Annotated in this window: 14 protein-coding genes and 1 riboswitch; of the genes, 5 read left to right on the top strand and 9 right to left on the bottom strand. The window is 64.8% G+C overall.

All coding sequences use genetic code 11. From position 1 onward, the window contains the following. Positions 1 to 37 precede the first annotated feature (37 nt). From QY917_RS16875 to QY917_RS16860, 4 genes are all read right to left on the bottom strand, one after another. Entirely contained in the window at positions 38 to 754 is a 717-nt protein-coding gene (locus QY917_RS16875) for a DUF6776 family protein (protein WP_012655620.1), read from the bottom strand. 143 nt (positions 755 to 897) lie between these two features. Beyond that, positions 898 to 1,290, bottom strand: a complete 393-nt coding sequence (rpsI, locus tag QY917_RS16870) for a 30S ribosomal protein S9 (RefSeq protein ID WP_011804080.1) — start codon at positions 1,288 to 1,290, stop codon at positions 898 to 900. Positions 1,291 to 1,300: 10 nt separating this feature from the next. After that, positions 1,301 to 1,729: a 50S ribosomal protein L13 gene (gene rplM / locus QY917_RS16865; RefSeq protein WP_011804079.1), complete on the bottom strand. Its 429-nt coding sequence runs from the start codon at positions 1,727 to 1,729 to the stop codon at positions 1,301 to 1,303. 154 nt (positions 1,730 to 1,883) lie between these two features. After that, positions 1,884 to 3,770 carry a serine/threonine-protein kinase gene (locus tag QY917_RS16860; RefSeq protein ID WP_123674968.1) on the bottom strand — a complete coding sequence of 629 codons (1,887 nt, stop codon included), beginning with the start codon at positions 3,768 to 3,770 and terminating at the stop codon, positions 1,884 to 1,886. A gap of 215 nt (positions 3,771 to 3,985) precedes the next feature. Between QY917_RS16860 and QY917_RS16855 the strand changes: the two genes are divergently transcribed. Then, the gene (locus QY917_RS16855) at positions 3,986 to 4,876 is read left to right on the top strand and encodes a 23S rRNA (adenine(2030)-N(6))-methyltransferase RlmJ (protein ID WP_123675245.1); all 891 of its coding nucleotides are present in this window, start codon (positions 3,986 to 3,988) and stop codon (positions 4,874 to 4,876) included. Positions 4,877 to 4,922: 46 nt separating this feature from the next. On the opposite strand, the gene QY917_RS16850 is transcribed toward QY917_RS16855, so the two are convergent. The 5 genes from QY917_RS16850 to ahcY all read right to left on the bottom strand — a co-directional run bounded on the left by QY917_RS16850 (position 4,923) and on the right by ahcY (position 9,730). Further along, a complete protein-coding gene (locus QY917_RS16850) occupies positions 4,923 to 5,639 on the bottom strand; it encodes a septal ring lytic transglycosylase RlpA family protein (protein ID WP_302078045.1) in 717 nt (238 codons plus the stop codon). 19 nt (positions 5,640 to 5,658) lie between these two features. Next, the gene (locus tag QY917_RS16845; RefSeq protein WP_302078043.1) at positions 5,659 to 6,282 is read right to left on the bottom strand and encodes a DUF4124 domain-containing protein; all 624 of its coding nucleotides are present in this window, start codon (positions 6,280 to 6,282) and stop codon (positions 5,659 to 5,661) included. A gap of 70 nt (positions 6,283 to 6,352) precedes the next feature. Further along, positions 6,353 to 7,192, bottom strand: a complete 840-nt coding sequence (gene metF / locus QY917_RS16840; protein WP_012655616.1) for a methylenetetrahydrofolate reductase [NAD(P)H] — start codon at positions 7,190 to 7,192, stop codon at positions 6,353 to 6,355. Then, positions 7,189 to 8,187, bottom strand: coding sequence for a TlyA family RNA methyltransferase (locus tag QY917_RS16835; RefSeq protein WP_123674966.1), 999 nt, complete (start codon positions 8,185 to 8,187; stop codon positions 7,189 to 7,191). The genes metF and QY917_RS16835 overlap by 4 nt, the downstream gene beginning before the upstream one ends. Before the next feature lie 112 nt (positions 8,188 to 8,299). Next, a complete protein-coding gene (gene ahcY / locus QY917_RS16830; RefSeq protein WP_302078039.1) occupies positions 8,300 to 9,730 on the bottom strand; it encodes an adenosylhomocysteinase in 1,431 nt (476 codons plus the stop codon). A gap of 66 nt (positions 9,731 to 9,796) precedes the next feature. Beyond that, positions 9,797 to 9,878, bottom strand: a riboswitch (S-adenosyl-L-homocysteine riboswitch). A gap of 138 nt (positions 9,879 to 10,016) precedes the next feature. Here ahcY and QY917_RS16825 point away from each other — a divergent pair. From QY917_RS16825 to QY917_RS16810, 4 genes are read left to right on the top strand one after another with little or no spacing between them, the layout of a single operon-like run. Continuing rightward, positions 10,017 to 11,645, top strand: a complete 1,629-nt coding sequence (locus tag QY917_RS16825) for a peptide chain release factor 3 (protein ID WP_123674965.1) — start codon at positions 10,017 to 10,019, stop codon at positions 11,643 to 11,645. A gap of 9 nt (positions 11,646 to 11,654) precedes the next feature. Beyond that, the gene (locus QY917_RS16820; protein WP_123674964.1) at positions 11,655 to 12,677 is read left to right on the top strand and encodes an acyltransferase; all 1,023 of its coding nucleotides are present in this window, start codon (positions 11,655 to 11,657) and stop codon (positions 12,675 to 12,677) included. After that, on the top strand, positions 12,674 to 14,035 hold the full coding sequence (locus QY917_RS16815; protein WP_123674963.1) for a hypothetical protein: 1,362 nt from the start codon (positions 12,674 to 12,676) through the stop codon (positions 14,033 to 14,035). The genes QY917_RS16820 and QY917_RS16815 overlap by 4 nt, the downstream gene beginning before the upstream one ends. Further along, positions 14,028 to 14,375 carry an EamA family transporter gene (locus tag QY917_RS16810; RefSeq protein ID WP_123674962.1) on the top strand — a complete coding sequence of 116 codons (348 nt, stop codon included), beginning with the start codon at positions 14,028 to 14,030 and terminating at the stop codon, positions 14,373 to 14,375. The genes QY917_RS16815 and QY917_RS16810 overlap by 8 nt, the downstream gene beginning before the upstream one ends. The last annotated feature ends 7 nt before the right edge of the window (positions 14,376 to 14,382 follow it).

The raw sequence follows: 14,382 nt of genomic DNA, 5'->3' as shown, positions 1-14,382 counted from the left end.
TGTAGTAGTCATTGCCATGCGGGTCCGCAGCCGGGCCCTATGGCTCTAGTGAAAAAGTCTGGGCCGCGCGCAACGAGGTTCCATCCATCAAGCGCGCGGTCACGGTTTTTACCATGGCGCCCGGCGGCAGGGCCGCCACGCCCTGAACCCGCCGGTACTGCCGGAACTGAAGCGGCTGGATGACCGCTGGAGACGTGGAGGACCACTCCGCCCCGTTCAGCGTGCCCGCCAGCAGCAGTTCCAGCCGGCCCTTGAATTCCGGCGCATTGCGCATGGGCTGCATGGCCAGCACCTGCCAGCGCAACTGCCCACCTCCCTCCAAGGTCTCAGCATGCAGCCCGCGGATGGTCAGGTTGCCAGGCTTGCCGGTGGGGGTCAGCTTCTCGAAGAAGCCCAGGTCCTCCCGCAGGCTACGGTTGTCGGCTTCGAGTTGCCGCAGTTGCTCCAGCAGACGATCCATGGCCGCCTGCTCGGCTATGCGCAGGCTGCCCGCGGCTTCCTGCTTTTCGTGCTGGAGACGGTTGTGCTCGCGCAACTGCGACACCTCTGCACGAAGGCGCTGCAATTCCTCCCGGCTGCCCGCGTCCAGCCCGGCGATCCGTTTGCCCAGGTCGAAGGCCCACAGCGTCATGGCCGCGCACAGGCCCAGGACGATGGCCACGGCCGCCCAGCGCAGCGGCCACGGAAGCGCGCTGCGCACGGTGACGCGCGGAGCGGAGATCGTGAGGCGGCGGCGCAGCAGTCGGTAACGCATGGGCAGTGCACGTTTCTTTCAGTGGGATGGTCGCCGCCGCCCGCGGCAACGCCAAAAAACAAAAAACCGCCCCGAAGGGCGGTTTCTGCAGTCTGCAGCACGCCGAGGGGCGCTGCAGCATAACGCAAGGCAGTGGCCGAGGCTTAGCGCTTCGAGAACTGCTTGGCGCGGCGTGCGGAGTGCAGACCGACCTTCTTACGTTCAACTTCACGGGCATCACGCGTCACGAAGCCGGCTTGGCTCAGTGCGGGCTTCAGCGTCGCGTCGTAGTCGATCAGAGCGCGGGTGATGCCGTGGCGGGCAGCGCCAGCCTGGCCGGATTCACCACCGCCGTGCACGTTGATCTGGATGTCGAAGGTTTCGACATGGTTGGTCAACGCCAGGGGTTGCTTGGCAATCATGATCGAGGTTTCGCGGCCGAAGTACTGCTGAATGTCTTTGCCATTCACAGTGATCTTGCCGGAACCCTTCTTCAGAAACACGCGGGCGACGCTGGACTTGCGACGGCCGGTGCCATTGTTCCATTCACCAATCATTCAAGGCTCCTTAGATTTCCAGCGCTTTAGGCTGCTGAGCGGTGTGCGGATGTTCCGCGCCGCCGTACACCTTGAGCTTCTTGATCATGGCGTAGCCGAGCGGGCCCTTGGGCAGCATGCCCTTGACGGCCTTTTCCAGCGCGCGGCCGGGGTGCTTGGCTTGCAGATCGCGGAAGTTCGTGGCCGTGATACCGCCGGGATAACCCGAGTGGCGGTAGTACACCTTGTCCAGGGACTTGGTGCCGGTGACCTTGAGCTTGGAGGCGTTGATGATGACGATGTAGTCGCCGGTATCAACGTGAGGCGTGTAAATGGCTTTGTGTTTGCCGCGCAGACGGAGGGCAACTTCGCTGGCTACCCGGCCGAGCACCTTGTCGGTGGCGTCAATCACAAACCACTCGTGCACGACCTCAGCGGGCTTTGCGCTGAATGTGGACATGAGTTTCTCTTTTCTAGAGGTGGTTTGGCGGTCCTTTTCCACGGTCGGTGCTTTTCTGATGAAAGCCTCTTAGGTGGGATGTCGCGCTTCGCCGCGGGACCTAAAAATCGCTGCGAAGCCGGCCATTATACAAAATCGACCGCTGCGCAGTGCCCTACTGCGAGTAAAGCTGTCGCCTGCGCTCCTCGGCTTCCTGCCGGCGGCGGTTTTCCACGCAAACGGGATGGTTGGCCAGCCCCGGCTTCTGGCATTGCTCGTGAATGCACAAGGGGCGTGCAAAGAAACTGGATGCCTCGCAGGCCTCGTCAGGCCCGGGCACCCTTGCGGGCACCGCAGGGCGTGACGGCGCAGGGGGAGGCGGCGCTGGCTCGGGAGCCGGAACCACAGGGGCGGGCAATGGGGCAGGCGCGGTCGCCTCGGCAGCCTTGCGCACAAGCCGGGGTTTGGAAACGGCCGCAGGCCGGGCCTCAGCCACCGACGCAGCCTCTTGCTGCACTGCCATTGCCGCCGACGCGGGGTCCGCCGCCTCATGCGACACCATCACCACCTCTGCCGGCTCCGGTGCTGGCGCTGGTGACGCAAGTTCCGTGATGATCTCGTTTTCGGGTGTATACCGCGGCGAGCTCTCCCGGCCTCCCCACCACGGACTGCTGGCGATGACCAGCAGCGCCAGAGAGGCAGCCATACCCCACACCAGCCGCGCCCGTCCGCCATGGCCTGCTGTGGCAACACGGGGGGCTGATGCATGGCGTGCAGCCTTCTGGGGGCGGGGTGTGCGCGCGTGCGTCGGGTGGCGTGAACCGGTCGGCGCGTCATGTTGCGGCATCTCGCGCGTATCTGCGAAGGCCTGCGTGTCGCCCGCATCGGCAACGGTTTCCGCAAACACGGTCGCAGGCTCCACGGGTGACACCATGAGGTCTGCCGGCGCGCTAGCCGGCGCCGCCACAACGGTGGCGGCCTGCGGCCGGGAATCCTGCGGCTGCGACATCGCCGTGAGGTCGATCATCGGGATTGCCACGCCCTGCGCATCCTTGCTCGAGGGCTCTACCCAGATGGAGCCCAGTTCGGCACGGAAGTCGAACCCGTCCAGTCCCGCGGGCGCCGCCGTCATGCCCATCGTCTGCAGGAACGCGTCGATCGATTGCGGACGGTCTTGCGGCTGCAGCGCCAGGCATTGCGACACCGCATCGACGAACGGACGCGAGTATTCCACGCCGAACTGCTTGCGCACCGTGCGTGCTACGCGGGAGAACGACACCATGCGGTCACGTATGGCACGCAGAGTAGCGGGCAGCGGCGTGTCGTTGCACAGGCAGCCATGCACGACGGCGCCCAGCGAATACAGGTCGCTCCACGGCCCTTGGTGCAGGTGCGATGCCGCGTCCGTGTACTGCTCTATGGGCGCGTAGTTGACTTTGAGCACGGCCGTGTGCTTCTGGTCCCGGTCGCTGATCGCATGCCGCGCGGCGCCGAGGTCCAGCAGCACTGGTGGGCCATGGTCCTGCAGGAAGATGTTGTCCGGCGAGATGTCGCGGTGCAGCGTCTGTCCTTCGTGCAGCACCCGCAACGCGCTGGTGACGGACCACAACACCTTGCGCAGCCATTCCTCGGGGGGCGGCGTGCGCATGTGCGCGCGCGCCTGCTTGAGGGTCAAGCCGCTGTACAGGGGCATGACCATGTAGGCCGTGTGATTGGCTTCCCAGAACCGGAAGACCTTCACCAGCGAGGGATGGTCGAACTGCGCCAGCAGGCGCGCCTCGTCCACGAACGAGGCCAGGCCTGCCTGGAAGGACTGCTCGTCCGACGAGGAACGCACCCAGAGCGAATGCCCGTCCGCGCGCCCCGCCAAGGCGGCGGGCATGTATTCCTTGATCGCGACGAAACGCAGCAGGGAATGGTCGAACGCCTGGTACACCATGCCGAAGCCACCCACGCCCAGCAGCGCCACGATCTCGAACTCTCCCAACCGGGTGCCCGCCGGGAGGGCGTCGACGTGGTGCGCGACGCTGGCGGGCGTGAAGCGGGGGGGGAGCGAAGACATGGAGGGCGTTGCGGACAAGGGATGCGGATCAGCGAGGGCAGCGAAGTCTAACGAGGAAGCGGAGGAAGCGCCGCGGCACGCCGCAGCGGACGCCATGATGCGCCAGGCAGCCAGGCCGACGCGCAACAAAGCGCATCCTGTCTGCCAAAAACATCACTTCCCGTACCAGGCGGACCCGCATTGTGCCCGCGATGGCGCTGGTTACCATTGAGTGCATGTTCAGTTACCGCCACGCCTTCCACGCAGGCAACCACGCCGATGTGCTCAAGCACACGGTGCTCATTGCCACCTTGCAACACCTTCTACAGAAAGACGCGGCCCTGACCGTCCTGGACACCCACGCTGGCGCGGGCCTGTACCGGCTGGACGGAGACTATGCCTCCACCAGCGCCGAATCCGCGGGCGGCATCTTGCGCCTTGTGCCGCCAGCGGCTCCTCCCGCCCTGGCACCCGCGCTGCAGGACTACGTGGACATGGTGCGCGCCTTCAACCAGGGCGATGCCACCCGCGTCTACCCCGGCTCGCCCTTCATCACGCAGCGCCTCTTGCGCGCCCAGGACAAGCTCAAACTGTTCGAGCTGCACCCCACCGACGCCCGCTCCCTCGCAGGCAACATAGCCCAGCTTGAAGCAGGCAGGCAGGTGGCCGTGCTGCAGGAGGACGGTTTTGAGGGCGTCAAGAAGTTCATCCCCCCACCGGCCCGCCGCGCGCTTGTACTGTGCGATCCCAGCTATGAAATCAAGAGCGACTACCTGCGCGTGCAGGCGCTGCTGCAAGATGCGCTGAAGCGCTTTGCGACTGGGGTGTATGCCGTCTGGTACCCCATCATTCCGCGGGCGGAGGCGCACGATCTGCCGCGCCGGCTCAAGACGCTGGCCCAGAAGGCGGGCAAGCCCTGGCTGCATGCGACGCTGACCGTGAAATCCAGCAAACTGGCCTCCCCTGCGGCCGGCGAAGGCGCGCGCCGGCCCGGCCTGCCGGCCAGCGGCATGTTCGTGGTCAACCCTCCCTTCACGCTGCAGGGCGTGCTGCGCGAGGCGTTGCCGCAGATGGCGCAATTGCTGGCCCAGGACCGCAACGCGTCCCACACGCTGGAGGTGGGTTAAGCCCCCGGGGGCAGCGGCGCCCGCACGATCTCTGGGATGCCGTGGTTTAGCGCCGCCGGGCCTGGCTCTTGCGGGGAGTAGTGCGCGCAGCGCCCTGATTTGTGCGCGCTTGCGCGGCGCCCGCTGGAGCAGCGGCCGGCGAGGCTGCGGGCGTGGACGACGGGTCCAGCTCCGGTAGATCTTCGGGGCAGCTGTCGTCGTCCGGCCCCATGTGCCAGATCTCCACGGGCTTGATACCCAGGCCCACCATGCCCAGTTCCTGCGCCGCGGCCTGGCTCAGGTCGATGACCCGGCCTGGCGCGAACGGTCCGCGATCATTGACGCGCACCACCACCACCTTGCCGTTGACCAGGCTGCGCACGCATACCCGCGCCCCGAAAGGCAACGTGCGGTGTGCGGCGGTGAGTTCCCCACGGTCAAAACGCTCGCCGCTGGCCGTGCGCCGGCCATGCAGGCTGCCGCCGTACCAGGAGGCCAGCCCGCGCCCGAGCAGCACGCCGCTTTCTTCCTCGTCTTCGCGGCCGCGCTCGATGGCGGTATCGGCTTCACGCGGAGAAGACGGTGCCGAGCGCACCCTGCCCTCCTTGCGAGCCCGCGGCGGGGCCGATACGCCGGAGTCGGGTGGGCTGTCCGCCTGCGCGCCCGCCGGTCCCGGCAACGCCTGCGACGGGCCAGGTGCTACTACAGGGGGCGCATCGGCGGGTGGCGCTGCGCAACCCGCCAGCACGGCCGCCAACAGCACGCCGGCCAACCACCGTCCCATGCGGCCGGGGTGCAAAGGGTCAGAAGTCGCCGCAGCGGGTGATGACGTTGGTCTCAAAACGGCGCAGATCATTGCGTTCACCCGGTGTCAGGTCGGTGCGCGCCCTCTTGACGGCCAGGATGCGCTTGGACTCCGCGCATTGCAGCGCCTTGCGGCTTTCCTGCTCCTCCTGCGCCAGTTGGGCTTGTTCCTCGCGCTCGCGCTCTGTGCGGCGCTGGCTGCGTGCCTCGCGGCGCTCGCGGTAGTAGCGCGAGGCGGCATCGCTCTCCTCGTCGCTGCAGTCGCGCCGGTATTCGCGCTGCATGCCCGCGATGACGTCGTAGCTGGAGCCGTTGGCCGATGCCCCGCGGATGCTGTTTTGCAGCGTGCGGCAGCGCCCGCTCATGTAGCTCTCGTATTCCGGCACCTCGCGCATCACACTGCTGCGCCGGGACGGAGCGGGCGCATAGCTGCGGGGCTCTGCACGCGGCTCCACCGGCCCCGCCGAGACGGCGGTGGTCACCATGCCCTTGGGGCACGGGCGCGCCAGGGTGTAGACGGCGCCCTGCTCGTCGCGGCAGGAATAGCGCGTCTGGGCCGACGCGGGCGATGCCATCGCAAGCGACAGCGTGGTGAACAGCAGGAAGGCAATGACGGGACTCATACCGCAAACGCGCAGGGGATAGGAGGAAGAGGACGGGAAAAAGCTGCCGATATTACCCATCCCCGCCGCTTCAGAGCCCCAGGCGGTCGCAGATTTCCAACGTGGCCGCGCTCTGGTTCATGGTGTAGAAGTGCAGGCCCGGCACGCCCTCGCGGCGCAGTTGCTCGCACAGGTGCGTGACGACATCCAGGCCGAAGGCGCGAATGCTCGCCACATCGTCACCATAGCCCTGCAGGCGCAGGCGGATCCAGCGCGGGATCTCGGCGCCACAGGCGTCCGAAAAGCGCAGCAGCTGCGACGCGCCCATGATCGGCATGATGCCCGGCACCACGGGCACGTCCAGCCCCAGGCGGCGCACGTCCTGCACGAAGCGCAGGTAGGCGTCGGCATTGAAGAAGTACTGTGTGATGGCCGAGTCGGCGCCCGCGCGCACCTTGGTGGCAAAGGCCTGCAGGTCGGCATCAGACGAACGTGCCTGGGGATGGACCTCGGGGTAGGCCGCCACCTCGATGTGGAAGTCGCGCCCCGTCTCCGCGCGGATGAACGCCACCAGATCGCTCGCGTAATGGAACTCGCCCCCGATACCGTAGCCACTGGGCAGGTCGCCGCGCAGCGCAACCAGGCGCTTCACGCCCATGGCTTTCAGCTCGGCGAGCTGCGCGCGCACGCCGTCCTTGGTGGCGCCGATGCACGAGAAGTGCGAGGCCGCACTCACGCCCTCGGCGAGGATCTCGCGCACCGTGCCGAAGGTGCCCGCCTGCGTGGAGCCCCCCGCGCCGTAGGTGACGGAGCAGAACTCGGGCCGGCGCGCATACAGCTGCTGTCGCACGGCGCGCAGTTTGTCGGCGCCCTCGGGCGTCTTGGGCGGGAAGAATTCAAAGCTGACCGGAAAGGCCGTGGAAAGGCTCATGCCTTCCTCCTTGCATGGATGAAGAACTCGCGGTTGCCGTCGCCCCCCTCGATGGGGCTATCGATCCAGGCCACCACGTGCAGCCCCAGCTCCGTGCAGCAGTCACGGATGCGCTGCTCCACCTGCGGATACAGCTGCGCATCGCGCACGATGCCGCCCTTGCCCACTTGGCCGGGTTGCAACTCAAACTGCGGCTTGACCAGCATCAACAGCTGGCCCCGCTCTTTCAACAGCGGCACCAGCGCAGGCAGCACCAGCGTGAGCGAGATGAAGGACAGGTCGCCGGTGACGAGATCGAACGCTGGCGTGATGTCCACGTCCTCGCACCCGGGACGGCGGCGGCGCTGCACGGGCAATGAGCCCTCGGCGCGCGCCTTGGCCTTGGCGGCGCGCTCGGCCTTGAAGCTCTCGATCTCATGCTCCTTGGCGTCGTCGCTGTCGTCGTACTCATCGTCCACCATGCCGCCGTTGCGCATCCAGGCGTAGGGGGCCTGGGGCTGGGTGTCGTTGTCTTCCGCGTCCTCGATGACTTCGGACAGCGCCACGTCGCAGGCGTCCTGCAACGCCTCGGGCGTGAGGGCCCGGGCATTCACGCCTTCCACGCAGACCACCCGCGGGTCGGCGCGCAGCCGCTCGTGCAACTGGCCGTGGCCCACGTCCACGCCAATCACCTGGGCAGCGCCATGTGCCAGCAGGCAGTCGGTGAAACCGCCGGTGCTCTGCCCCACGTCCAGGCAGCGCAGGCCAGCCACTTGCAGGCCCGTGGCCGCCAGTGCACCTTCAAGCTTGAGGCCGCCCCGCGAGAGGTACTTGGCCTCCGCAGCGTCCAGCAGCTGTACCTCGACCCCCGCGGGAATGTCGTCGCCGTTCTTGGCCACCTTCTGCCACGGCAGCGTGGGCGCCAGGCGCCACTGCACGCCGGCGGCAATCAACCGCTGGGCCTGCGACCGGGTGGCCGCGTAGCCGCCCTCCACCAGAAATACGTCCGCGCGCATCGCGCTGTCCTCTCATATCGATAGCTGGCAGCGCTTGCAGCGAGCCATTTTCAGCAGTATTTCATGCTGAAAACGACTACTGGCAAGCGCAAGCAGCTATGCTTTTTGACAATCAATAGCGGTAGGTGTCGGGCTTGTAGGGGCCCTGCTTCGGCACGCCGATGTAGGCGGCCTGCTCGTCGCTCAGCTCGGTCAGCATGGCGCCCACCTTCTTCAGGTGCAGGCGCGCCACCTTCTCGTCGAGGTGCTTGGGCAGCACGTAGACCTTGCCCACGTCGTAGCCCTCGGGGTGGGTGAACAACTCGATCTGCGCGATGGTCTGGTTGGCGAACGAGTTGGACATCACAAAGCTGGGGTGGCCCGTGCCGCAGCCCAGGTTCACCAGGCGGCCCTTGGCCAGCAGGATGATGCGCTTGCCGTCCGGGAAGATCACATGGTCCACCTGGGGCTTGATCTCTTCCCACTGGCAGTGCTCTTCCAGCTTGGCGACCTGGATCTCGTTGTCAAAGTGGCCGATGTTGCACACGATGGCCTGGTCCTTCATGGCCTTCATGTGCTCGAAGGTGATGACGTCGCGGTTGCCGGTGGTGGTCACGAAGATGTCGGCCTTGTCGGCGGCCCACTCCATGGTCACGACCTTGAAGCCTTCCATGGCAGCCTGCAGGGCGTTGATGGGGTCGATCTCGGTCACCCACACCTGGGCGCTGAGGGCGCGCAGCGCCTGGGCCGAGCCCTTGCCCACGTCGCCATAGCCCGCCACCACGGCCACCTTGCCGGCGATCATCACGTCGGTGGCACGCTTGATGCCGTCCACCAGCGACTCGCGGCAGCCGTACAGGTTGTCGAACTTGCTCTTGGTCACCGAATCGTTCACGTTGATCGCACGGAACAGTAGCGTGCCCTTGGCCGACATTTCCTTCAGGCTGTGCACGCCGGTGGTGGTCTCTTCGGTCACGCCGATGATCTGGGCGCTCTTGCGGCTGTACCAGGTGCTGTCCTCGGCCAGCTTGGCCTTGATGGCGGCGAACAGGATGCGCTCTTCCTCGCTGCCGGGGTGGGCCAGCACGGAAGCGTCCTTTTCAGCGCGCTTGCCCAGGTGCATCAGCAGCGTGGCGTCGCCGCCGTCGTCCAGGATCATGTTCGGGCCTTCGCCCTCGCTGCCCTTGGGACCGAAGTCGAAGATGCGGTGGGTGTAGTCCCAGTAGTCCACCAGGGTCTCGCCCTTGATGGCGAACACCGGCGTGCCGGTGGCGGCAATCGCGGCGGCGGCGTGGTCCTGGGTGGAGAAGATGTTGCACGAGGCCCAGCGCACGTCGGCGCCCAGGGCCTTGAGGGTCTCGATCAGCACGGCCGTCTGGATGGTCATGTGCAGCGAGCCTGTGATGCGCGCGCCCTTCAGGGGCTGCTTGGCCGCGAATTCCTCGCGGATGGCCATCAGGCCGGGCATTTCAGTTTCGGCGATGCGGATTTCCTTGCGGCCCCAGTCGGCCAGGGAGATATCGGCAATCGCGGAGTCGGCTGGGGACTTGAGAACAGCGCTCATGGTGGTTTCCTTCATGGAGATCTGAAAAAACCGCGCCTGGGGGATGGGACTCACCGCACCGCAAGGCGTGGGTGAGCGTCGTTGCTGGGTATGACTTCCGAGCCTCGCGCCCCGCCGTGCTGGGGACGCTGCAACGCTCCTCGGAAAGTGCAAGATTATACCGGTGCCCCCGCGCCACGCGCCGCGCCGTAGAATCCCCGCCCAATGCCAGGGCGCTCCCGCAGGGTGCGCCCGCCTCTTCTCGCACCGGCCGTCGCGCACCGCACGGCCCTCACCCAGAATCACTGTGTCGTACGCCCCAGAAACCCGGCGCCGCCGGACTTTTGCCATCATCTCCCACCCCGACGCCGGCAAGACCACGCTGACGGAAAAGCTGTTGCTGTTCTCCGGCGCCATCCAGATCGCCGGCGCCGTGAAGGGCCGCAAGGCCAGCCGCCACGCCACCTCCGACTGGATGGAGATCGAGAAGCAGCGCGGTATTTCGGTGGCATCGAGCGTGATGCAGATGAGCTACCGCAACCATGTGATCAACCTGCTGGACACACCGGGCCACAAGGACTTCTCGGAAGACACCTACCGCGTGCTCACGGCCGTCGATTCGGCGCTGATGGTGATCGACGCGGCCAACGGCGTGGAGGCGCAGACGCGCCGCCTGATCGAGGTCTGCCGCCAGCGCGACACGCCCATCATCACCTTCGTCAACAAGATGGACCGCGAGGTGCGCGACCCGCTCGACATCCTCGACGAGGTCGAGCGCGAGCTGGGCATGCCCTGCTGCCCCATCACCTGGCCCGTGGGCCAGGGCAAGAGCTTCGGCGGCATCATCAACCTGCGCACGCAAAGCATGACGGTCTTCCAGCCCGGCAGCGAAAAGCGCCCGCAGGACTTCGAGGTCATTCCGCTGGCCGATGCCGACAAGCTGCGCGCGCGCTTCGGTCAGGCCTTTGACGACGCACTGGAAAGCATGGAGCTGGCGCAAGGCGCCTCGGCGCCCTGGGACCATGAAGCCTTCCTGGCTGGCAAGCTCACACCGGTGTTCTTCGGCTCGGGCGTGAACAACTTCGGTGTGATGGAAGTGCTGGACGCGGTGGTGGACATGTCGCCCCCGCCCGGCCCGCGCAAGAGCTCGCTCGTCGTCAACAAGCAGACCGTCGAGAAAACCATCCTGCCCGAAGACGAAGGCTTTTCGGGCGTGGTGTTCAAGGTGCAGGCCAACATGGACGCCAACCACCGCGACCGCATCGCCTTCGTGCGCGTGGCCAGCGGCAAGTACACGCCCGGCATGAAGCTCAAGGTGCAGCGCACCGCCAAGGAGCTGCGCCCCACCAGCGTGGTCACCTTCATGAGCCAGCGCCGCGAGGCGGTGGAAGAGGCCTACGCCGGCGACATCATCGGCTTCACCACGCACGGCGGCGTGCAGCTGGGCGACACCATCACCGACGGCGCCAACCTGCAGTTCACCGGCCTGCCCTTCTTTGCCCCCGAAATGTTCATGACCGTGGTGCTGAAGAACCCGCTGCGCACCAAGCAACTGCAGCAGGGCCTGATGCAACTGGGCGAGGAAGGCGCCATCCAGGTCTTTAAGCCCGAAGCCGGCGGCAACATGCTGCTGGGGGCCGTGGGACAACTGCAGTTCGAAGTGGTGCAGCATCGCTTGAATACCGAATACGACTGCGACGTCCGCTTGGAGGCCTGCCAGTACACCGGGGCCCGCTGGATTACTGCCGACACGCCAGCCGAACTGCGCGAGTTCGAGAACGCCTATCCGATGCGCATGGCGCGCGATGCGGCGGACACGCTGGCCTATCTGTGCACGAGCCCATATGACGTACGGCTGGCGCAGGAGCGGTTCCCGAAGATTCATTTCCATCCGCTGCGAGAGCATGCGGGGTTGGCGTTGCAGGCCAGCGCTTGACCATTGCCCATGACCACCACAACAACACCTGCGCAGACCCATCCGGGGAACAACTTCGACGCCATTCGTATCGGTGCAGCCACCATGGTGCTGGTGAGCCACCACTTCGCGCTGACCGGCCATATGGAACCTTCGTTCTTTGGCATCCACAGCTATGGCGGACTAGCCGTCGCGATTTTCTTTGTGATCAGCGGCTACCTGGTCACTATGAGCTGGGAACGAGACCCCAGCGTGTGGCGGTTCGCACTGCGGCGCTTTGTGCGGATCTGGCCCGCACTGACAGCCGCTATTGTCCTAACAGCCTATGTACTGGGAGCCTGGGTCACCAAGCTTCCCATACAGGACTACCTAACCCATCCAGGCACCGCGCAATATCTGCAAGGCCTGTGGCTGCAAATTCACTACGTGCTGCCTGGCGTGTTCGAAACCAACCCCTACCCCCAGGGTGTCAATGGATCGCTGTGGACCATTCCTATCGAAGTACGGTGCTACATCGTGCTCGGTGCGGCCGGTTTGCTGGGTCTGCTTCGTTTCCGCCCGGTGCTGCTGCTTTGTATCGCTTTGTACATGGTCTGGTTCTTTGCCCGCAGCAATGCCGATGTGACCGGCGCCGTGAACTATGGTCGTGAACTGAGCGCCTTTTTCCTGGCCGGGGCGGCCCTGTTCGCGCTGCGATCGCACTGGAGTCGCCGCCCTTTGCTTTGGGCGACGATCACCGGACTGGCCTGCGCGATCGCATGGGCCTTTGATTGGCGGCACACGGCGCTGTTGATAGGCCTGCCTTTCGCAGTCATCTACGTCGGCACCCAGTCCACCCCCTTCATTCATCGTGCAGGACGCTGGGGAGATCCGTCGTACGGCATTTACCTGTATGCCTTTCCCATCCAGCAGACCGTGTTCCATTTTGCCTGGCCCAGCCTGGGTTTTACGGGCACGATGGCCCTGGCACTGGCGCTGACCGTCGCGCTCGCCTATCTCAGCTGGCACATGCTCGAAAAAAAGGCGCTGAAATACAAGCCTCCAACACCATGACAGCCAGCTCCGAACACAAGATCAACCCCCTTCTGCGCTTCAGCGCTCTGTTTTTGTTTTTGCTGGTCGTTTACGCGGCTTGGTTGGTCGCATGCTGGCCGGGCATCCTGGGCCAGGACAGTCTGGCCATCATGTTGGAGGTGGACACCCGCCGGGAGTTTCAGGCCAACAAGCCGGCGTTCTGGTACATGTACGTGAACTGGCTATATGGCACTTCAGGACGCGTTGAAGTCCCGATCGGATTTCAGATGCTGATATCGGCCATTGTCTGCGCACGCATACTCCACTGGCTTAGCGAGCAGCGCATGTGGAAGAGTTTTGCCTATTGCCTGTTCTTTGTAGCCCTGGCACCAAGCGTCATCTACTACAGCAGCAGCCTCTATTCAGACGGCATCTACGCCATCGCATTAAGCGGCATGCTTTTCGAGGTGTGGCGTAGCTGGCGCCTTCGCGCGGTGGACAAGACCGCCGTGCTGATGCTTGCCCTGACGGTGCCCTTTGCCTTGTTCGCTCGCCCCAATGGCGTTCTGAATCTCCTGCCGCTTCTGGCCCTGGCCTGGGTGCTACCCCGCTCCCCGCGCATCCGACTGTTGATGACTGTCCTGCCCTGGTGCCTCATTGGTCTCTATGGGCAAATCACCTACAAGTACAACAACCCCATCGGCTCGATATTTCCCCTGGCACTGTACGAAACGGTTGGCTTCCTGGAGCATCGTCCTATGGGCTTGTGGGAGCGCAATGAACCCCGCGTAACGCCCAAAACTGTCGAAGCACTCACATCTACTGGCAGGACCCTGGAACACATTGCCCAGTTCCACGATCACTATTACTGGGATCCGCTGATTTTTTTTGCCAACGGCCCCACGCTGCTGGCTCTCCCGCCAAAAGCAAAGCGCACCATCCTCCGCGAATTCTTCAAATACAACCTGTGGCACAACCTGCCCGCATTCGCTGCAAGTCGCGTCAACATTTTTCTGTACTCGATGCTGGCCAATGGCGGAATTCCCGGTCCTACTACGGCCCAATATGTACTGCCCAAAACCCAATCCGTTTCCACACTGAATGCGGTTGAATGGGCCACCACACCGTACCTGCGTGATTGGTTTGAGTTTTCAATGCGTTACCGCGCACTTCTGTGGGCGCCGTGGGTTGGTCTTGCCATAATTTTCATTGGCTGCCACCGCGTTCTGGTGGAGCGAACACCAGTGAAGGTCATCATTATTGGCACCTATGTCGTGCAGCTGGCCGCCGTGTTCACATTCTCGATAGCCGGTGAGTATCGCTACTTGCTGGCATTTTTCACTGCGCCCCTCGTTTTGCTTCCCGTGCTCTACCACCCCGCAAACGCTCATGCCTAATCTCACCATCGCCCTGACCCTGCTGTGTGTTCTGTGCATCAGCCTTGGGCAAATTTTGTTCAAGAAAGCAGCCGCGGCACTGACCGAGCCCATGACCTTGCAGGCTGTGGTGTTCAATGGCTGGCTGATCGCATCCTTGGCACTCTATGGGCTGACCACGCTGGGCTGGGTCTGGATTCTTCGCCATGCCCCACTCCATCTGGCCTATCCCTTTATGGGCCTAGCCTTCCTGATCGTTCCCACGCTAGCCTGGTTGTTCCTAGGCGAACCTCTGCGTTGGCGCACGCTTGCAGGGGGCGGGCTGATCATGGCAGGCGTCGCATTGGCCTCGACTAACTGAAGAACAT

This window comes from Diaphorobacter sp. C33 (genome assembly GCF_030503915.1).
GTDB classification, from domain to species: Bacteria; Pseudomonadota; Gammaproteobacteria; order Burkholderiales; family Burkholderiaceae_C; genus Diaphorobacter; species Diaphorobacter nitroreducens.
This window is presented reverse-complemented; position numbering and strand designations above follow the sequence as displayed.